This window comes from Mucilaginibacter sp. P5_A4, assembly GCF_056400605.1.
This window is the reverse complement of the sequence record NZ_JBFUKX010000030.1, coordinates 18,433-39,220: the sequence shown is the minus strand read 5'-3', so window position 1 is coordinate 39,220 and position 20,788 is coordinate 18,433. Positions and strand designations below refer to the sequence as shown.

11 protein-coding genes are annotated in these 20,788 nt (G+C 41.9%); 6 read left to right on the top strand and 5 right to left on the bottom strand.

Annotated features, from left to right (window positions below; all coding sequences use genetic code 11):
• The first annotated feature begins 76 nt into the window (after window positions 1-76).
• Both AC1DQW_RS17470 and AC1DQW_RS17465 read left to right on the top strand, forming a co-directional pair.
• Window positions 77-2,353, top strand: coding sequence for a glycosyltransferase family 4 protein (locus AC1DQW_RS17470; RefSeq protein ID WP_477455262.1), 2,277 nt, complete (start codon window positions 77-79; stop codon window positions 2,351-2,353).
• On the top strand, window positions 2,354-3,373 hold the full coding sequence (locus AC1DQW_RS17465; protein ID WP_477455261.1) for a glycosyltransferase family 4 protein: 1,020 nt from the start codon (window positions 2,354-2,356) through the stop codon (window positions 3,371-3,373).
• Between the two features lie 100 nt (window positions 3,374-3,473).
• On the opposite strand, the gene AC1DQW_RS17460 is transcribed toward AC1DQW_RS17465, so the two are convergent.
• Both AC1DQW_RS17460 and AC1DQW_RS17455 read right to left on the bottom strand, forming a co-directional pair.
• The gene (locus tag AC1DQW_RS17460) at window positions 3,474-3,887 is read right to left on the bottom strand and encodes a hypothetical protein (RefSeq protein ID WP_477455260.1); all 414 of its coding nucleotides are present in this window, start codon (window positions 3,885-3,887) and stop codon (window positions 3,474-3,476) included.
• Window positions 3,888-4,183: 296 nt separating this feature from the next.
• A complete protein-coding gene (locus tag AC1DQW_RS17455) occupies window positions 4,184-5,653 on the bottom strand; it encodes a glycoside hydrolase family 130 protein (protein WP_477455259.1) in 1,470 nt (489 codons plus the stop codon).
• A 193-nt stretch (window positions 5,654-5,846) separates the two neighbouring features.
• Between AC1DQW_RS17455 and AC1DQW_RS17450 the strand changes: the two genes are divergently transcribed.
• Complete coding sequence (locus AC1DQW_RS17450) at window positions 5,847-6,524, top strand: response regulator transcription factor (RefSeq protein WP_477455258.1); 678 nt, start codon at window positions 5,847-5,849, stop codon at window positions 6,522-6,524.
• A 15-nt stretch (window positions 6,525-6,539) separates the two neighbouring features.
• A complete protein-coding gene (locus AC1DQW_RS17445) occupies window positions 6,540-7,871 on the top strand; it encodes a sensor histidine kinase (RefSeq protein ID WP_477455257.1) in 1,332 nt (443 codons plus the stop codon).
• 9 nt (window positions 7,872-7,880) lie between these two features.
• On the opposite strand, the gene AC1DQW_RS17440 is transcribed toward AC1DQW_RS17445, so the two are convergent.
• The 3 genes from AC1DQW_RS17440 to dnaE all read right to left on the bottom strand — a co-directional run bounded on the left by AC1DQW_RS17440 (window position 7,881) and on the right by dnaE (window position 13,028).
• Window positions 7,881-8,801, bottom strand: a complete 921-nt coding sequence (locus tag AC1DQW_RS17440; RefSeq protein ID WP_477455256.1) for a DUF58 domain-containing protein — start codon at window positions 8,799-8,801, stop codon at window positions 7,881-7,883.
• A gap of 107 nt (window positions 8,802-8,908) precedes the next feature.
• The gene (gene trxA / locus AC1DQW_RS17435; RefSeq protein ID WP_295720942.1) at window positions 8,909-9,229 is read right to left on the bottom strand and encodes a thioredoxin; all 321 of its coding nucleotides are present in this window, start codon (window positions 9,227-9,229) and stop codon (window positions 8,909-8,911) included.
• Between the two features lie 214 nt (window positions 9,230-9,443).
• Window positions 9,444-13,028, bottom strand: coding sequence for a DNA polymerase III subunit alpha (dnaE, locus tag AC1DQW_RS17430; protein WP_477404031.1), 3,585 nt, complete (start codon window positions 13,026-13,028; stop codon window positions 9,444-9,446).
• Window positions 13,029-13,282: 254 nt separating this feature from the next.
• Here dnaE and AC1DQW_RS17425 point away from each other — a divergent pair, with 254 nt between their 5' ends.
• Both AC1DQW_RS17425 and tamL read left to right on the top strand, forming a co-directional pair.
• Window positions 13,283-18,442, top strand: a complete 5,160-nt coding sequence (locus AC1DQW_RS17425) for a translocation/assembly module TamB domain-containing protein (protein WP_477455255.1) — start codon at window positions 13,283-13,285, stop codon at window positions 18,440-18,442.
• Window positions 18,443-18,446: 4 nt separating this feature from the next.
• Window positions 18,447-20,711, top strand: coding sequence for a translocation and assembly module lipoprotein TamL (gene tamL, locus AC1DQW_RS17420; protein WP_477455254.1), 2,265 nt, complete (start codon window positions 18,447-18,449; stop codon window positions 20,709-20,711).
• The last annotated feature ends 77 nt before the right edge of the window (window positions 20,712-20,788 follow it).

Below are 20,788 nucleotides of genomic sequence, written 5' to 3'. Positions count from 1 at the left end.
TATAGTCAACGAAGTAAACAAACAATTAAAAATTGATGTTTTTTCTGTACCACAGTTTTTAATATTTCTACCAAACATGAAAATAGCATATATATCTACCTATCCTCCCCGCGAATGCGGTTTAGCCACATTTAATCAAAATTTAATGTGTGCTATCAACGCGAACTTTCCTGAAAGGACATCACTGTTACAAGGCGGCTTTGTTGTTGCTTTAAATGATTCGGAAAGCATCCAGGAATACGAGTATCCCGAGGAGGTAAAATACGTTATCCGTCAAAATCACCAAAAGGACTATATCAAGGCAGCCAATTATATCAACACCAGCAATGCTGATGTTTGTATTATGGAACATGAGTTTGGCATTTATGGCGGCGAAAGCGGCATTTACATATTGCCATTGATAAACCGGTTAGAGAAACCTTTAATATCCATACTGCATACCATACTAAAAGATCCCAGCTATGTTCAGCGCATCATCATCCGTGAAATTGCCGAGCAATCTTCAAAGATCATCGTAATGAGTCATCGGGCTGTAGAGTTTTTAACTTGTATTTATGAGATCCCCGCCGAAAAGATCCAGATCATTGAGCATGGTGTGCCGGATATAGAAGCGCTGGAAGAAAACCCGGTAAAAAATCTCATCACATTTAAAAACCACCGGGTAATGCTAACATTTGGTTTACTAAGCCGCAATAAAGGATTAGAAACCGTTATAAAAGCCTTACCTAAAATTGTAGCTAAACATCCGGATGTGATGTACGTGATATTGGGGAACACGCACCCTGGCGTTATCAAAAGTTCGGGCGAGGAATACCGCGATCACCTGAAATCGTTGGCCGCGCAATTAGGTGTATCACAAAACCTGGCGTTCATCAACAAATTTGTTCCCGAGGAAGAACTGATAAATTACCTTACTGCCTGCGAATTATACGTTACCCCATACCTGAACGAAGCACAGATTACCAGCGGCACCTTATCATACGCTGTAGGTGCAGGTGCTGCCGTTGTATCAACCCCATACTGGCACGCCACCGAGCTTTTGGCTGATAACCGCGGAAGATTGTTTGATTTTAAAAACTCCGAAGCGCTTGCCGAAACCGTAATTGAATTGCTGGACCAGGACCGCGTTTTACTGGAATTAAAAGAAAACGCCTATCAATATGGCCTGCACCTGCGCTGGCCGGTAATCGGTTCTGAATTTATTAAAGCAGCACAGGAATCGGTTTCAAGGTTTGATTTTAGTGACAAGATATTAAAGAACAGCATTGTTGACCCCGAAATACTCCCTAAATTCAGTTTAACACATGTATTGCGTTTAACCGATGATACCGGTATAGTACAGCATGCCAAATATGGTATCCCCAATTTAAAAGAGGGCTATTGTTTGGATGATAACGCACGTGCGCTCATTATGGCGCTGATGGCTTACCAGCGTAATAAAAGCAACGAAGCTTTTGAACTGCTCCCTATCTATCTAAGCTATATTCACTATATGCAAACGGATGACGGTAACTTCCGTAACTTCCTGAGCTTTGACAGGCGTTACCTGGATGAGGTTGGTTCTGAGGACTCATTCGGGCGTACCGTTTGGTCATTAGGTTATTTGATAAGTTGCGCAGCCAGTAACTCATACAGGGAGTTTGCATTAGAGATCTTCCATAAATCGATACCGCATTTTGCAGCATTAAAACATTTACGGGGAGTGGCCAATACTATTATTGGTGTAAGTTTGTATTTACAGGTTTTCCCTACAGATGAAGGTATGGTTAAAATGTTGGCCAACCTTACTCAACCACTTATAGATGCATATGAAAACACGCAATCAGATGACTGGCAATGGTTTGAAGAAAAAATGACCTATGATAATGCCATACTACCGCTTGCACTTTTGCATTCCTGCGAAATTACAGGTAACGACAATGCCAAAAGAATAGCACTTGCAACCATGGCATTTTTAGATAAGCTAACCCTATCTAACGGTTATTTAAGCCCGGTTGGTAATGATGGCTGGTATTATCGTGGCGGCACCTTCCCTACATTCGATCAGCAGGCCATTGAAACGATGGCCATGGTGTTGATGCATTTCCAGGCTTACCAGATCTTTAGGGTACCGCAATATGTTGAAAAAATGTTCCTGTGCTACAAATGGTTCCTGGGCGAAAACACGCTGCGTGCCCCTTTATATGACCATGAAACCAAAGGTTGTTGCGATGGTTTGCTGCCAAAAGGCATTAACCGTAACCAGGGTGCCGAAAGTACGCTGGCTTACCTGATATCGCATTTAACTGTATTGAAAGCATTTGAGCTGGAATACGAATACAACAAATATGGGCAAAAACTGGAGATCTGCTAAATGAAGGTAGCGGTTTTAGCACCTGTAGCCTGGCGCACACCACCCAGGCATTACGGGCCATGGGAACAAATTGCATCAAATATTGCCGAAGGGTTAATAAAGCTGGGTATTGAAGTTACACTTTTTGCCACGGGCGATTCTGTAACTGCCGGTAAACTGGATGCAGTTTGTGCCTACGGTTACGAGGAAGACCGCAGCCAGGATGCCAAAGTACTGGAGTGCCTGCACATAAGTAACCTGATGGAAAAAGCCGGCGGGTTTGATATTATTCACAACAATTTTGATTTTTTGCCGCTTACTTATTCGGGTCTCATCAAAACACCCGTCATCACTACGATACACGGTTTTTCATCGTCAAAGATCATCCCGGTTTATAAAAAGTATAACCACATAGGTAATTATGTATCCATCAGTAATGCCGATCGCAGCCCGGAGCTTAGCTACATGGCAACGGTTTATAACGGCCTGGATACCCGCGATTTTGAATTTTATGAAAAACCGGAGGATTATCTGCTTTACTTTGGCCGCATTCATCCAGACAAGGGCACAGCCGAAGCGATCCAAATAGCAAAAAAAAGCAAACGAAGGCTGCTCATAGCGGGTATTATACAGGATGCGAATTACTACCGCGAAAAAATAGAGCCTTTTTTATCCGGTGAAATAGAATATGTTGGCCATGCCGGGCCGGATAAACGTAAAGCACTTTTAGGTAAAGCCGCTGCCTTGTTACACCCCATCAGTTTTAATGAACCATTCGGAATGAGTGTGGCCGAGGCCATGCTTTGCGGTACCCCGGTAATTGCATTTAATAAAGGATCGATGCCGGAGCTGATCAGGCATGCACAAACAGGCTTTTTAGTTAATACGGTTGATGAAGCGGTTGAAGCAGTGTCACGACTGGGTGAAATTAAAAGGATTGATTGCTATAATTGGGCAGGTTCCCGGTTTTCAAGCGATAAGATGGTGGCAGATTATTTAGAACTATATGTGAAGATACTGGGTGGAAAACAAGATAGCTGAAAGCATGCATAGTGAAGGAAAAAGCCATAAACAAGCTAATGCGGTACTTGTTAAAGTATCACAATACTAAAAACGGCTTTAAGCTTTACCCCGTAAACTATCACCCGGCATCCCTTATCAATCCGTTTTCTTCGGAAGAATTACCAGATTCTGGCTGATTTATGAAATCATTTAACGGCCTTATTTTGGTCTCGCCAAGCAGTGGATAAGGGTTCTCGGTAACTTCCTCCTGAACTTCTTCCTGCTGATGTTGCAAAACTTCGGCTTTACGGGCATAGCTGTAACCTAATTTTTTGTTTTCTTCCTCAATAAAATTGAACAGATCGCCAAGGCACGTGTAAACCGATTGCAAATATTTGTAGTTGGTTGAAGTAAGAGACTTGCCTAAGTCTTCAGGGCCCTTTCCAGGCTCGCAAAAATTAAGTTTGGTAATAATACCATTAATCAGCTCAACTTCAAATTTGCCCTCGTTGTGCCAGGTTAAGCTGTTTTTTATTTCTCTAAAATGATCCATTGTTTTATAAGTTTTTTATCATATAATAAATCATAACACCCACTGTAAAATTAAATAGGGCCACCTTTATTATTACATCAATGGATATGCCAAACTCATGTTTTTTTTTTAAATTTTTAATAACCTGCCATATTGAATTGTAACGCCATTTTTTTAAATGAACGACAAGAAATCAGGATACAAAGTTGAAATAATACGGCTTATTATTTAGGACGGTTTGCTGTTTGTGGAAGGCCGAAAGCAGAACGAAATCTGGGGCATAGCTATTGGCCAATTTAAAAGGTAACAAAAGCTGGTTATTCGCTTTTATCCTCTTTTAGCTTCGTTAACAGCTCCGCCAGGCTCACCTCGGCAAATGCGGTTGAGGAATCTGATACCCCATATGGGATAATCAGCTTGTCGTTGTGTATTATTGCTCCACAGGAGTATAATACATTAGGCACATAACCCTCGCGTTCATCGCTATTAGGGATCAGGAGCGGCTCATGCAGACGGCCTATTTCAATAGCCGGATCATCCAGTTTTAATAAACTTGCGCCCAATACATAGCGGCGCATAGGGCCTACGCCATGGGTTATTACCAGCCAGCCATCTTTAGTCTCGATAGGCGAACCGCAGTTACCTATCTGTATAAATTCCCAGGTAAATTTAGGTTGCTGCAGCAGGATTGGCTTTTCCCATATATTTATCTTATCCGCATACATGATATAGTTATTACAGCCATCAATACGGGATATCATTGCAAATTTGCCATTTATTTTACGCGGAAACAGGGCCAGGTTCTTATTTTGAGCGCCTGCACCATATAAGGGCATTATTTTGAAATTATAAAAATCTGTGGTTTGCAATAGTTTAGGCATAATGAGCGAACCATCGTAAGCAGTATAGGTAGCATAGTAAACAGAACTGTTATCTTCATTAGTGAACTGAACAAAACGGGCATCCTCAATACCTTTACGCTCGTACTCAGATATCGGGAATATTACCCTGTCGGAAATATCGGTATCCAATGAAAAAACAATCTCATAATATGAATCGGCCAGCCAGAGTACTTTATCGTATTCCAGTTTTTTCATATCGCTTTCCTGTAGCCCTTGCGATTCGATAATGATACGGCGCAGGTTGGCGTATTCAAAGTGATGGTCGAGCTTTGATTCCAGCTCATTTAAAACATCAATATCTATCTGGGTTACGGCTGCTTTATCAAAAAAAAGTTTTTTATTATAAACGGCGTTGCGTACAATTTCGGCCTCATCGATATAATTACCCGCAGGTAAAATGGTAATATTATTAAACTTATCAATTAATCCACGGCGAAACGTGATAGATGAAATATGCCCCTCGCCTACCGCCCTGAAACTGATGATCACCCGGCGTTGTCCGTCTTCAAGTTCAGTCTGATCCGGGTCCTCAACAATGGATGGATTAAAGAATGCTGCCGATTCTATAGAATATTCGTGTGTAAAATAAGAACCGATAAGCAATTTACGGCTAATCGTAAGTGTATCATAATCAATATTCAACTCTATAAATAGCGGTTTTAATTTGCTGCAATGACGATTTAAAACCCGGGTTATATTACGGTGACGTTTGGAGTATTCCTGCAACAGCGGCGAAACAATACCAAAGGCAATTTCCTCGCTGATGCCCATTACCCGTTCTATTACTTCTTTAGCACGATCATTACCATTGAAAAAGAATCTTGCAATTACACGTTTGGGGTCGGGGTTAACTCTTATGGGTTTGCGTTCAATGGAAAGTCTCATATAAAAGAATAATATTTACTTGGTAACAGCGTTTGGCTGAAATTGATTTTGGTAATTTTAAATAGACAAACGTAAATAATTTTATTAAAGTCTTAAAGGAAGGATATATTCTGAGTTGGCGATTTTTTCCACCTTCTTCTTTGTCAATAAGTCTTTTATCTTTTTATCCATACCTTTTGTAAATTGCGCGCTTATGAATGTATTAATTGTTGAAGACGAGAAAGGTTTGGCCCTTGAGGTTGATGAGTTTTTAAGCCACGAAGGGTTTACAGTTGAACACGCACGCACCAAAAGATCGGCAGAGGAAAAGATCTTTGTAAATAATTATGATTTCATACTGCTTGATCTCGGCTTGCCTGATGGCGATGGTTTCGACCTTTTGAAGATGCTCAAAGGTTTGGATAAACGCGACGATGCCGTTATTATCCTCACTGCTCGTGGCGCGGTCGACGATCGGGTATCGGGCCTGGAGCAAGGCGCTGATGATTACCTGGCTAAGCCATTTTCTTTAAGCGAATTGTTAGCTCGCATGCATGCCATTACCCGCCGCAAGCACCGGCTGGAAAGTAACGATATTAACATTAAAGGATTAAAAGTTAATATCCAGAACCGTACGGTGATGTATAATGAGGAGCGAATCAATCTTACCAAAAAAGAGTTCGAGATCTTCAACTACCTTGTACTCAATAAAAATCGTGTAATATCGCGTACCAACTTAACTGAACACGTTTGGGGCGATGTATTGGAGATAAACTCCGACTCGAACTTTGTGGATGTGCATGTAAAAAACCTTCGAAAAAAACTATCCCAATACATTCCTATCGATTGGTTTGAAACCGTAAGGAGCATTGGTTACCGAATCAATATTTAACCAAACAGAGTGTAAATGAAACTACAGGTAAAACTGGCCCTTTATAATACGCTTACCAAAGTAGCTATTATCCTGTTCACGGGCCTGCTTATCCTGCTATCTATCGAGAAAATTTCCTACAATCATATCGAACTTCGCCTTGAAAATGATCAAAAAGAAACCTTAAAAAGTCTATCGTCAAAAGAGATCGGCAGTATTTTAAAAGATCAGAAAGCTTATACCGACTATAATATTTTGAAGGAAGAGTTTATCACCATTACACTGGCAAAATACAACCCCGAGATCACAAAAGAAGTAAAGTTTACTACCGAAACGCGCGATTTTGACAAGTATACCCAAACTTACCGCGTTTTAACCCACCGGCTAAATTTTGAAGGGCATACTTATATGCTTCGCATTGGCGTGGCCATTGAATCGGTTGAGGAGTTAAAATCAATTATCAAAAAGTTTACTATCCTGGTTTTGATTATTGCCCTGGTGCTGACATTGATAAGCGACCTGATTTTTACTAAATTTTTATTGGCCCCCTTTTACCAGATCATCGATCGTAAACTTATTAAGGTAAACGATCCCATGAACTTTGATTATGAAAAGATAAAAACCACCACACAGGATTTTGAACTGCTCGACGATAGCATCAGTTCGCTGATGAGAAAAATATCCAACCTGTTTATCCTCGAAAAGCAATTCATCGCCAATGTTTCGCATGAGTTGCTTACACCTATATCCATCATTAGTTCGAGGCTTGAGAATATTTTATTGCAGGAAGAATTGAGCGAGGGCAGCGAGAATAAAATGCATGCATCGCTAAAAACACTCAACCGGCTCAAATCTATCATTAACAGTTTATTGCTGATATCGAAGGTTGAAAATAACCAGTACGATAAAGCCGATATGGTAATGATAGCAGCCGTAGTAATGGAGATACAGGAAGAGCTGGAAGACCGGATTGAAGAAAAACACCTAACCTTTATCAATAACCTTAAATACATTTACACCATACAGGGCAATCGCCCGCTAATGCATACACTGTTATATAATATAATTAATAATGCCATAAAATATAACAACACCGAAGGAAGTATCACCATAAGTGATGAACTGAAAGAGGAAATGTATACCATCATTATTGCCGATACCGGCGCGGGCATGGAGCAAAAACAAATAGAAAGTGCATTTAACCGCTTTGAAAAGCTTGAGACCGATGAAAAAGAGAGTTATGGTTTAGGCTTAGCTATTGTTAAAAGTATTACCGCATTTCATGACATTAAAGTGCAAATAAATTCGGTAAAGGGCAAAGGGACTGCCGTTAAATTGATATTTAATACCCCCATCCCGCTTTCATAGACCTTTCCTTTATATCATTTTATTTCTTTTAACCAGGTATGTTTTTAACATGGTTTGGTATCCTTCATTAATATCAACATCAACCAGGTCGATATGATATTGGGCGCATTTTAATTCCAGCTGATGCCGGTATTCTGTTAATGAAGCTTTGTAGGCATCCCTTATTTTACCGGGATGTACCTTTATTTCGGCTCCGCTTTCTATATCAACAAAATGATGCGGGCGGTTATCAAAGTTAAAGTCAATCTCCTTATGCTTATCGTTTATATTAAAAATAATCACTTCATGTTTACTAAACTTTAAATGCTGAACCGCTGCAAACAAAGCCTGCTGCTTATCAGGATTCAGGCTATTTTCCAGCATATCGCTAAAAATTATTACCATTGATCGCTGGTGAATTTCATTAGCCACATGGTGCAATACCTGGGTAATATTGGTAACCGTGTTTACCTGCGGGTTATTATATGCTTTCTCCAATTCGGCATATAAATGAAAAAGGTGGGTTGTGGTTGATTTTGCAGCGCTCAGCCAATCTACTTTGTCCGAAAACAGGCAGAGTCCAAAAGCATCCCGTTGCTTCTTAAACAAGTGCATTAAGGATGCCGTGGCATATATAGAAAATTGCAGCTTGCTAATCCCTTTTTCAGGAAAGTTCATAGATGATGAAGTATCCAGCAGCAGATAGCAGCGCAGATTGGTTTCCTCCTCAAATTGCTTTACAAACAGTTTATCGGTACGGGCAAGCAGTTTCCAATCGATATTTTTTACTGATTCGCCGTTATTGTACAAACGGTGTTCGGCAAACTCTACCGAAAACCCATGGAACGGGCTTTGGTGCAGCCCGGTTATAAAACCTTCAACTACCTGCCGGGCCAGCAGCTCAAGATTGGCTAACTGCCGTATTTGCTGATTGTTGTTTAATTGGGGCATAAGGCTAATATAGGGCATAAAAAAAGCGTTGCCAAAATATGCAACGCTTTTTAAAGTAAAATATGGTGGATTAAGCTGTTGATAAACTTAATTTATGCCTGTACGGGTTAAGCTAATTGCTTAGCTAATTTCTCAGTTAATACTGATTTTGGAACTGCACCAATTTGTTTATCCACAATTTCGCCATTTTTAAAGAATAATAAAGCAGGGATGTTACGGATACCGAATTTCATTGATATACCTGGATTGTTGTCGACATTTACTTTACCAACAACAGCTTTGCCTTCGTATTCTTTTGCAATATCTTCAACTACCGGACCAACCATTCTACACGGACCACACCATTCTGCCCAAAAGTCAATAAGTACGGGTTTGTCTGATTTCAGCACAAGTTCGTCAAAGTTTGCATCAGTTATTTCTAAAGCCATGATTTTTATTTTTAAATTTTGTAATACAAATATATACTATTCAATTAGCTTGCCACAAACACAGCCTGACAATGTGACAATTATATTAATATAAGTTATCCACTTAACGTTGGCGTGACTGTGAGTTTTTAACAAGGGGTTAATTGAAGGTAATACAAGAAACGTCATTGCGGAGGAACGAAGCAATAACGATAATAATGTAAACTATATCCTCCTACCCCAACACCGGCTGCACATTTGTAATATTGAATATCCCCTCAATCAAATCATCACTCGGGTTTACTTTAAAGTTTTTAGATGATAGCTCCACCTGCATGGCCTCTTCGCGGTTATTGATCTTGAAGCGCAGCTTGCAGTTTTTAACCGGGTATTTCTGGTTATTCTCGTTAATAATGTGTTGTATATCATCCAGCAGTTTGCTGTTAAGCATGCTGATATCGATACATACGGTTAATGATTTGGTGAGCTTATCCCGCATTTCGGACAACAAATCCATCACCATGATGCGCAGGTCCCAGTTATCTTTCTGGCGAAATTTCTCTTCTATGTTGCCTTTGATATGTAAAAAGTAGCCATCCATCATCAGGTTACGAAATTTCACATAGTCGTCGCCAAATAGGGCAAACTCATACGACTCGTTGTAATCCTCCAATACAAAAGTACCAAAGGGCTTACCTGTCTTGGTCATTTTGTGCTGAACATTCCCCACCAGGCCGCCAATACGGATCTCGCCCCTCTTACGCAGCTCATTAAAAGCGCCCATAATATCTTCGCCACCCTCACCAGAGCGGGCTTTTTGCATCAATTTCAGATCGCTGATGGTGCTGTTGCAAAAACGTTCAAGCTCTACCTTATAATTATCAAGCGGGTGGCCCGTTAAATAAATCCCGATCACCGTTTTTTCGTATTTCAGCTTTTCTATCAGCGGCCATTCTTCTGCCTCGGGCATAGCCGGTTCAGGAACGTATGAGGCTACCGAGCCCCCAAATAATGACGATTGTGAACTGCTTTGCACATTCTGGTAATCGTTGGCATACTTAGTAAGGCGTTCAATACCTGTTAATACACCAACATCTGTTTTAGCAAAAAATTGCGCGCGGTTATAGCCAAACTCATCAAAAGCACCACCATAAACCAGGTTTTCGTATGATTTACGGTTTACGCTGCGGGTGTTGGACCGCCGTGCAAAATCATATACAGACGTATACGGGCCATTAGCTTCGCGCTCCTCAATAATACTTTCAACCGCTTTATCGCCTACCCCTTTAACGCCCGTTAATCCAAAACGTACCTGGCCTTTTTTGTTTACCGCAAAAGCCATGTCCGACTCGTTAATATCCGGACCTAAAACCTGTACACCCATCCTGCGGCATTCTTCCATGAAAAAGGTGATCTTTTCCATATTGTTCTGGTTATTTAAAACCGCTGCCATGTACTCAGATGGGTAATGCGCTTTTAAATAAGCTGTTTGGTAGGCCACAAAGGCATAACAGGTAGAGTGCGATTTATTAAAGGCGTACTGGGCAAATGCTTTCCAGTCTGTCCATATTTTGGTAAGCTTATCTTTGGGATGACCTTTAGCCATAGCCCCATCCATAAACTGGGACTCCATTTTATTGAGTACCTCAATTTGCTTTTTACCCATGGCCTTACGCAAAACGTCGGCATCACCCTTACTAAAGCCGGCCAGTTTTTGTGATAAAAGCATCACCTGCTCCTGGTACACGGTAATACCATAAGTTTCGCCCAGGTATTCCTCCATATCGGCCAAATCAAACACAATGGGTTCGCGGCCATGCTTACGGCTTATAAAGTTGGGAATATACTCTATCGGGCCCGGGCGGTACAGGGCGTTCATGGCAATTAAATCCTCAAACTTATCGGGCTTTAGCTCGCGCAGGTACATTTGCATCCCGTCACTTTCAAACTGGAAAGTACCATTGGTATCGCCGCGTTGGTAAAGTTCATAGGTTTCCTTATCATCAAGGGGAATGTAATCGATATCAATATGTACCCCATGATTTTGCTTGATCATCCTCAATGCATCTTTCAAAATGGTGAGGGTTTTTAAACCCAAAAAGTCCATCTTGATTACGCCGGCATCCTCAATTACGCGCCCATCATACTGGGTAACCAGCAGGTCGGAGTCTTTGGCAACTGCAACCGGTACTATATCGGTTAAATCATAAGGCGCTATGATAATACCTGCCGCATGTACGCCTGTGTTACGTACCGAGCCTTCCAGCTTTGAGGCTTCACGTAAAACCTGCCCACGCAAATCGTTACCATTAACAATCTCTTTTAACTCCGGCACCTGTTCAATAGCTTCCCTTAGGGTGATACCCAAAGTATCGGGAACCAGCTTTTTGATCAGGTTCATTTCGGATAGGGGCATATCCAACACACGGCCCACATCCTGGATACTGGTACGGGCAGCCATGGAACCATAAGTAATGATTTGTGCTACCTGGTTTTTACCATATTTTTCAACCACATAATCAATTACCCTCTGGCGGCCGGCATCATCAAAATCCGTATCAATATCGGGCATCGACTTACGATCGGGGTTAAGAAAACGCTCAAACAGGAGGTTGTACTTCATCGGGTCGATGTTGGTGATCCCTGTACAATAGGCTACAACTGATCCCGCTGCCGAACCACGGCCCGGTCCAATAAACACCCCTATATCGCGTCCATGCTTAATAAAGTCGGCCACAATTAAAAAGTAGCCTGCAAAACCCATGGTACGAATAGTGAACAACTCAAAGTTGATCCGCTCCTCTACCTCGGGCGTAATTTCTTTATAACGCTCTTTGGCGCCGGTAAAAGTTAGATGCTTTAAGTATTCCCACTGGTTAAGGGTATCTGCATCGGGTGTGCTGTGAATATTAAACTCAGGCGGAATAACGAAATTGGGGAGCAGAATGTCGCGCTTTAATTTAAGCACTTCCACCTTATCAACAATCTCGTTTGTATTATCTAAAGATTCGGGCAAATCGTTAAACAGGTGGCTCATTTCCTGTTGTGTTTTAAAGTAAAACTGATCGTTTGGAAAACCAAAACGATAGCCACGACCGCCTTCTTCATCGGTAGCTATGGGGGTGCTTTGCATATCACCTGTATTTACACAAAGCAAAATATCATGAGCATTTGAATCCTGCTGATCTACATAGTGCGAATCGTTGGAGCAGATCACCTTTACATTATACTTTTTTGCATAGGTAAGCAGCACCTTATTAACAATGTTTTGATCCGGAATATCATGGCGTTGCAGCTCAATGTAAAAATCCTCTCCAAACAGGTCAAGCCACCATTTAAACTCGGTTTCTGCCGCTTCGGGGGTGTCCCTTAATATAGCCTGTGGTACCGATGCGCCAATACAGCAGGTAGTAGCAATTATCCCTTTATGGTATTTTAATATTAGTTCCTTATCAATACGGGGCCATTTGCTGTATAAGCCTTCCATATAACCCAGCGAGCATAACTTAACCAGGTTTTTATAACCCTCAGGATTTTTGGCCAGCATCAGCTGGTGGCGGCGAACATCCTTTTTCTCTTTGGTAAATTGCTTTTTATGGCGATCTTCCACCACATAAAATTCACAGCCTACTATGGGTTTCACATTGTGTTTGCCCGCCTCGGCCACAAACTTAAATACGCCGAACATATTACCATGATCGGTGATAGCCAGTGCCTTCATCCCGTCGGCTGCGGCCTTTTTATATAGCTTTGATATATCGGCAGCGCCATCAAGTAACGAGAACTGGGTATGTACGTGTAAGTGAGAAAAATCTGGCATAGTAAATCCGTTTCAGCAAAAATCCTGTAGAAATACAAAGTTACCAAAAAACAAGTTGGTGATGTTGGGTGTTGAAAAGTTAAAAACAATCCAGCCCCCGGGTGGGGACTAAAACAAGCTCGTTAAAATTCTCCGCTGCGGGGAGAGATTATTTTTTTAAGGATCTAATAAAAGCTTCGCCGTTTAAGGAGGTTTTAGCATACTATTTGATTATATTAACCAAGTTGATCTTCACCCTTGAAAAATTAATGCAATTGAAAAAATTTATAAGAATAACCCTCAAAACAATACTCTGGATTCTTACCAGTGTAGTTTTGCTGATTATTCTTGTAGTAATTTTAATACAGGTTCCCGCTGTTCAAAACTTCGCTAAAGATAAAGCGGTAACTTTTTTACAGGGAAAGATCCATACCCGGGTAAAAATAGGGCATATCAGTCTTGGCTTACCTAAGTTGCTGGTTTTGGAAGATGTTTACTTTGAGGATCAAAAGAAAGATACCCTTATTGCTGGTGATAAATTAAAGGTGGATATCAGCCTGTTTAAATTACTGCACAACAAAGTAGAGATAAACGAAATTAACCTGCAGGGCATTACCGCAAACGTAAGCCGTGGGGCCGACAGCGTTTTCAACTTCGACTATATTATTAAAGCCTTTGCCGGCGAACAGAAAAAAGAGGTTAAGCCAACTGATACTGCCTCGACAATGAAATTCTCTGTCGATAAGATTAACCTCGACAGGATCAATATCAAATACAAGGACCTGACAACGGGCAACGATGTAAAATTCCTGCTGGGTCATTTTGATACCCGGATAAAGGATTTTGATATGGATAAAATGAAATTCACCATACCCAGGATCACCCTATCCGGCGTTAACGCGCGCATCATTCAAACACCTGTAGGCTCTTCAATTGCACAGGCTGCTAAAGTTGATACCGCGGTGCAGCCCATGAACTTAGACCTTAACCTGGGTGTGATAGATGTATCAAAAATAAAAGTTGACTACCGCAGCAACGAAATGACCGCCAATGTCGATCTCAGCAAGTTTTTGGTCGAGATGGACAAGATAGACCTGAAACACCAAAAAGTGGGGATCAAAAACGTTGAGCTGAATGATACCAAAGTAGCCTTAAGCCTGGCCAAACCGCAAACTGTAACCAAAGCAATAGTTAAAACCGCCAAAAAGCTTGATACCCTATTGGCCGCTCCGCAATCATCACGCTGGGCTATAGCGTTATGGAAGATACGCTTCAACAACGACAACCTTAAGTTTGACAATAACGCTCAGAAAGCCATAGCAAAGGGCATTGATTTTGGCCACATGGACCTTCGCAGCCTGAACGCAGATGCTGAAAATATTTCCTACAATCCCGATACTATTTCGGGCAAGATTAACTCATTCTCTTTCAGCGAAAAAAGCGGCTTAAAGATCAACAAGTTTCGCACCGCTTTCTTTTACGGGCCGACCAATGCTTATATGAACGATTTGCTATTGGAGACCCCGCAAACCACGCTGCAAAAATCGGTACAGGTAAGATATCCGTCTATAGCAGCCATCACCAAAAACATCGGCTTGCTGGGTATTAATGCCAATTTGGACGGCAGCCGTTTAGGGTTAAAGGATGTGTTATTGTTGATGCCCACCATGGCAACTATGGAGCCATTTAAATCATCGCCAAATACGGTATTTAAAATAAATGGCAAAGTAAACGGGCAGGTAAATAACCTCAATATTCCCAACCTGGAGATTACCGGTTTAACCAATACCCACATCAAAGCAGCGGCAAAGCTGAAAGGGCTGCCCGATGTGAATAAGGCCTATTTTGATGTTTCCATAACCGACTTTAATACCAGCCGTACAGATATTACCAAACTTGCGCCTGCAGGCAGCATTCCCCCAAACGTGACTATTCCCGAGAATATGAACCTGAAGGGTAATTTTAAAGGTAGTATGTATACTTTTAACACCAAACTGGCCCTGCGATCAAGTCTTGGCGCTGCAGATTTGGCTGCAAGTATGAAAGATGGCCAAAACAAAAGCAAAGCAAGCTATAAGGCTAATATTAAAGTTAATGAGCTTAACGTTGGCGCACTTACCAAACAGCCTCAAACCGTTGGTAAAATAACGTTAACCGCCAACCTGGAGGGTTACGGCATCGATCCTAAAACTGCCAGCATTAAATTTAACGGTAATTTAGCAAAGGCCTATGTTAAAGGTTATACTTATCAAAACCTGGCTTTAAAAGGCAGCTCAAGCAATGGCGCTTATACCGCTATTGCCCGCATGAAAGACCCGAACATCAATTTCGGCCTGGATGCCAAAGCCAACCTGAATAAAAAATACCCATCAGTGAATGCCACTTTAACGGTGGATAGCATTAACCTGCAAAAGCTAAATTTTGTGAAGGAGGACATGCGTTTTCACGGTAAGATAATTGCTGATGTGCCTACTGCCGACCCGGATTACCTGAATGCCAATATTAAAGCAACTGATCTTTTAGTGGTAAACAAAGGCCAGCGGATCCGAATGGATACCGTAAGCCTCATCTCGACAGCTAATGCCGATAGCAGCACGCTGCGATTAAAAACCCCCATCATGACTGCCCATATGGCCGGTAAATACAAGCTTACCCAAATTGGTGATGCCATACAGGATGTGATTAATAAATACTTTAATACCGCAATTGCCGGTGGACAACAGGTTGCTGTAAAAAATAAAAGTGGCAAAATAGTTAAAACAGCGCCTGCTGTTAAAACCAAATACTCACCGCAGCAATTTGTGTTTGATGCGCATTTGATTAAAACGCCGCTGCTCACCCAATTTGCCCCCGATTTGAAACAGCTGGATCCGGTATTGCTTAAAGGCAGCTTCAACAGTTCAACCGGCGAGCTGGTGGTTAATGGCTCGATACCAAAGGTTGTGTACGGCACCAATACCATAAACCATGCAACGCTAAATATCAACACAGGCAACAACGCGCTTAATTACAACCTCTCGGTTGATGAGGTAAAAGTTGGTTCGTCTGTTGATCTGCTTTATACCAGCATATCGGGCAGCGCCCAAAACAACAAACTTGGTATAAGCCTGCAGATGCGCGATGCTGCTAAAAAAGAACGCTACCGCTTAGCAGGTACATTCAGCATATTACCAAACGAGTACCAGTTTAGTTTTAACCAGGATGGCTTGTTGCTTGATTATTTGCCATGGACCGTAAGTGCCGATAACTTTTTCCAATACGGTTCAAAAGGAATCATGGCACATAACTTTACTATTACCAACAACAACCAGGTATTAAGCGTTAACAGCAGTACGCAGGAATTTAATAGTCCGCTTAATATTAAATTCAGCAACTTTAAAATAGAAGCACTTACAAAAATGGCCCAACAGGACAGTCTGCAAATTGGCGGTACCATTAATGGCGACGCGGTAGTAAGCAACTTCCAGGCTTCCCCGGCATTTACAGCTGCCATCAACATAAACGATTTTAATTTTAAAGGGGATACAGTAGGCAACATCGCCCTAAAGGTAAATAACCAAACCAACAATGCCTATGCCGCCAATGTGAGCATCACTGGTAAAGGCAACCAGGTTGACCTGAATGGGATGTATTATACCACACCCGAAAGCAGGTTTGATATGAATCTGAATATAGTTAACCTGAGCATGAAAAGCATTGAAGGTTTTAGCTTTGGCAGCTTGCGTAACGCATCGGGTAATATTACCGGGCAGTTAAAAATAACGGGAACTACTGATGCACCATCTGTAAGGGGCGATATAAACTTTAACACAGTTGGTTTTAATGTAGCCATGCTCAACTCCTACTTCAGGATGCCGAAAGAGAGTATCACGTTTAACGACGAGGGCATCCGCTTTAATGATTTTACTTTGGTTGATTCAACGGGGAATAAGGCCACTGTGAGCGGCAGCGTTTACACCAAAACATATTCCGATTTCGCTTTCGGGCTTGATATCAACTCTACCAATTTCAGGGCTGTTAACTCTACCCAGGCCGATAATAAGCTGTTTTACGGTAAGCTCTACGTAGATAGCCGCATCAGGATCCGCGGAAATATGGCGAAACCAGTTGTGGATGCTAACCTGACAGTAAACCCCAAAACCGACATGACGTTTGTACTGCCAACTACCGATCCGGGAATAGAGGACAGGAAAGGAGTAGTTGAATTTATAGATCAAAACGCGCCCAAAATGGATTCTATATTGCTGGCAAAACAACTCGACTCCCTCAGGAAATCGGATATTACCGGGCTTGATGTATCTGCCAATATAAAAATTGATAAAGATGCCGCCTTTACCATTGTGGTTGACGAACGTAATGGTGATATTGTTCACCTGAAAGGCGAAGCTAACCTAAACGGCGGTATAGACCCAAGCGGGAAAATAAACCTTACAGGTACTTATGTGGTTAACTCCGGCTCGTATAACCTGTCATACGCAGCTCAAAAACGTAAATTCAACTTTAAAAAAGGAAGTACTATTGTTTGGACGGGCGACCCAACCAGCGCCAATATCGATCTGACGGCTACCTATGTGGCTAACGTGCCCCCTATCGACCTGGTTGAAAACCAGGTTAGCGGCACAGACAACTCCACTATGTATAAGCAAAAGCTGCCCTTCAACGTTAACCTTAGCTTGAAGAATCAACTGCTTAAACCCGATATCAGCTTTGATATTGTGCTTCCTGATAGCAACTATACTGTACCTCCCTTTGTAGTTAATACCGTGAACACCCGCCTGGGCCAGGTAAGGCAGGACCCTAATGAGCTGAATAAACAAGTACTTGGAGTATTGGTATTAGGGCATTTTATTGGTGATAACCCACTGCAAAGCCAGGTTGGTAGCGGAGGTGTTGAAGGCGCCATTCGTAATAGTGTGAGCAGTTTATTGTCAGAGCAGCTGAACAAACTGGCAGGTAACCTGATAGAGGGGGTTGATTTGAATTTCGGACTAACATCCGGCGAGGATTACTCATCGGGCACAGCAACCAACAGAACAGATCTGAACGTGGGCCTTTCCAAACGCTTCCTTAACGACAGGCTTACTGTAAGCGTTGGTAATAATTTTAACCTGGAGGGTAACCAGCAGGGTCAAAAAGCTACTAATATAGCAGGTGATGTATCTGTAGGTTATAAACTGAGCAAAGATGGCCGGTATACACTGCGGGCTTACCGCCGGGATGAGTTTATTGTAATACAGGGCCAAATAGTTGAAACCGGTTTAGGATTTACCCTAACCGTTGATTATAACCGTTTCAGGGAGATCTTCCACAAGCGTACCGAAGAAGAAAAAGAAATGCGCCGCAAATACAGACAGGAGCAAAAAGAAAAAGATAAAGCTAAAGAAGCCGCCGATAAAGCGGCTGCGCAAAAAGCACAAAATACACCTACAAGCTAAGGCCATGATCAGAAATTTAAGATATATACTGATATTAACTGTTTTGCTGAATGCATGCAGTAATACCAAATATTTGCTGCCTGGTCAAAAATTGTATACAGGCGGAGAGGTAAAAATTGCAGATAAAGAAATTAAGAAAAGCGATAAAGAAGCGTTAAACGACGAACTGGAAGCTTTACTCAGGCCGCGTCCCAACGGATCTATATTGGGTTTAAGGGTAAAACTGTATATCTATAATATAACCAGGACAAAAAAAACAAAGGGACTGGCTCACTGGCTTAACACCAAATTTGGAGAGCCGCCTGTTTTAATAAGCGCTGTAGACCTCGAAAAAAACAGCAGCATACTTCAAAACCGGTTACAAAATGTAAGCTATTTCCAGGCGCAGGTTACCGGCGATACGGTGAGTAAGCGTAAAACGGCCAAAGCCGTTTATACTGGCCAGGCAGGACCAGCATACAAAATAAGGAAGGTGACCTTTCCGCAAGGTTATGAAAGCATTGATACCGCAATAGCCGGAGCTGCTGCTAAAACCTTATTAAAACCTGGCGAAAACTACAACCTTGATGTAATTAAAAACGAACGCATCCGGATAGATGCCCGGTTAAAAGAAGAAGGTTTTTACTTTTTTGCACCCGAGGATCTGATCATGAAGGTTGACAGTACTGTTGCCGGTCACCAGGTTGATATTTTTGTGGCTGTTAAAAATACTATAGCAGAAAGAGCGCAGGAAATTTATACCATCAGGAATATTTATGTGTACCCAAGTTACTCCTTAAGAGACACCTCGCTCATGCTGGATAAAGCAAAGCCGTATCGCTGGTATAACATAGTTGAACGAAGAAAAACCATTAGCAGTTATGCTTTTGCCAATACGGTTTTATTGCGCCCTAATGATGTATATAACCGTACCACCCATAACAACTCTTTAAACCGCTTTATTAACCTGGGGCCATACAAATTTGTAAAAAACAGGTTTGAGGATGTAACGCCCGACTCGCCAAAGCTGGATGTATACTACTTTTTAACCCCCCACCCCAAAAAATCATTACAGCTGGAAATCCTGGGCCGTACCACATCAGCCAACTACACCGGTACGCAGGTAAACCTTAACTGGAAACATCGCAATGCATTTAAAGGTGCCGAGGCTTTAGCCATAACCTTATTTGGTAGTACAGATGTGCAATTGGGCGGTAATAATAATGGCTTTAATGTATACCAGGCCGGTATCACCACCACAATATCGTGGCCAAGATTCATCAGCCCCATATATCCAAAAGCCGATAACGCTTATATTCCACGTACCAACTTAACATTAGGATATACACTGGTTAACCGGCAAAAGCTGTATACTTTAAATTCGTTTAACGCATCATTTGGTTACCAGTGGAAAGAGAATGCACACCGCAGCCATGAGCTAAACATTCTCAATTTATCATTTGTAAACCCCGAAAGTGTATCACAGCTTTATAAGGATAGCATAAAAAACACCCCAAACCCTGCATTACAGCATGTTATTGACAAGCAGTTTACCCTGGGCCCAAGCTACGGCTACACCTTTACCAATACCACCGACGATTACCGAACCAATACACTGTACTACAATGGCAAAGTTGGTTTATCAAACAATATATATGGCTTAGTTACCGGTGCCGATACTACGGCAGGCAAAGTAAAAAAGTTGTTTGGTGCTATATTTAACCAATACGTTAAACTGGAAAACGAGATACGGTTTTTCCATAAAACCGGGCCCAACAGCACCTTTGCCAGCCGCTTGATAGTGGGCGTGGGCCTGCCTTATGGCAACTCCACCCAGTTACCATACAGCCAGCAGTTTTTTATAGGCGGACCAAACAGCTTGCGCGGTTTCCAGGCACGTTCAATAGGTCCGGGATCATATAACCCCGCCACGGCTGTAAATGTTAACCGGGGCGATTTTTTACCTGATGAATCGGGTGATATAAAAATTGAAGCCAACGTAGAATATCGGCCAAAATTATTTAGCATAGTACGCGGTGCCTTGTTTGTTGACGCAGGTAACATATGGCTATTGCACAGTGGCGGACGAAAGGGTGCTGCTTTCAGCAAAGATTTTTTGAATGACATTGCCGTTGATGCCGGCTTTGGTTTACGTTTCGATCTGTCTGTACTGGTGCTGCGTACCGACCTTGGCTACCCGCTCCGCTCGCCCTACGCTACAAATGGTCAACGCTGGAACTTTAACACCCGCTATGCCGTATTTAACTTAGCCATTGGTTATCCGTTTTAATTAACGACACATTTACATTTGTGAATCGCTGATTGTAATCTGCATATTTGCATAGCTACAGTTTGCACATCTACAAT

What these genes read in the sequence shown, in the direction of transcription:
- AC1DQW_RS17470 (WP_477455262.1), top strand. Translation starts at nt 77, where the DNA reads ATGAAAATAGCATATATATCTACCTATCCTCCCCGCGAATGCGGTTTA.
- AC1DQW_RS17465 (WP_477455261.1), top strand. Translation starts at nt 2,354, where the DNA reads ATGAAGGTAGCGGTTTTAGCACCTGTAGCCTGGCGCACACCACCCAGG.
- AC1DQW_RS17460 (WP_477455260.1), bottom strand. Translation starts at nt 3,887, where the DNA reads ATGGATCATTTTAGAGAAATAAAAAACAGCTTAACCTGGCACAACGAG.
- AC1DQW_RS17455 (WP_477455259.1), bottom strand. Translation starts at nt 5,653, where the DNA reads ATGAGACTTTCCATTGAACGCAAACCCATAAGAGTTAACCCCGACCCC.
- AC1DQW_RS17450 (WP_477455258.1), top strand. Translation starts at nt 5,847, where the DNA reads ATGAATGTATTAATTGTTGAAGACGAGAAAGGTTTGGCCCTTGAGGTT.
- AC1DQW_RS17445 (WP_477455257.1), top strand. Translation starts at nt 6,540, where the DNA reads ATGAAACTACAGGTAAAACTGGCCCTTTATAATACGCTTACCAAAGTA.
- AC1DQW_RS17440 (WP_477455256.1), bottom strand. Translation starts at nt 8,801, where the DNA reads ATGCCCCAATTAAACAACAATCAGCAAATACGGCAGTTAGCCAATCTT.
- trxA (WP_295720942.1), bottom strand. Translation starts at nt 9,229, where the DNA reads ATGGCTTTAGAAATAACTGATGCAAACTTTGACGAACTTGTGCTGAAA.
- dnaE (WP_477404031.1), bottom strand. Translation starts at nt 13,028, where the DNA reads ATGCCAGATTTTTCTCACTTACACGTACATACCCAGTTCTCGTTACTT.
- tamL (WP_477455254.1), top strand. Translation starts at nt 18,447, where the DNA reads ATGATCAGAAATTTAAGATATATACTGATATTAACTGTTTTGCTGAAT.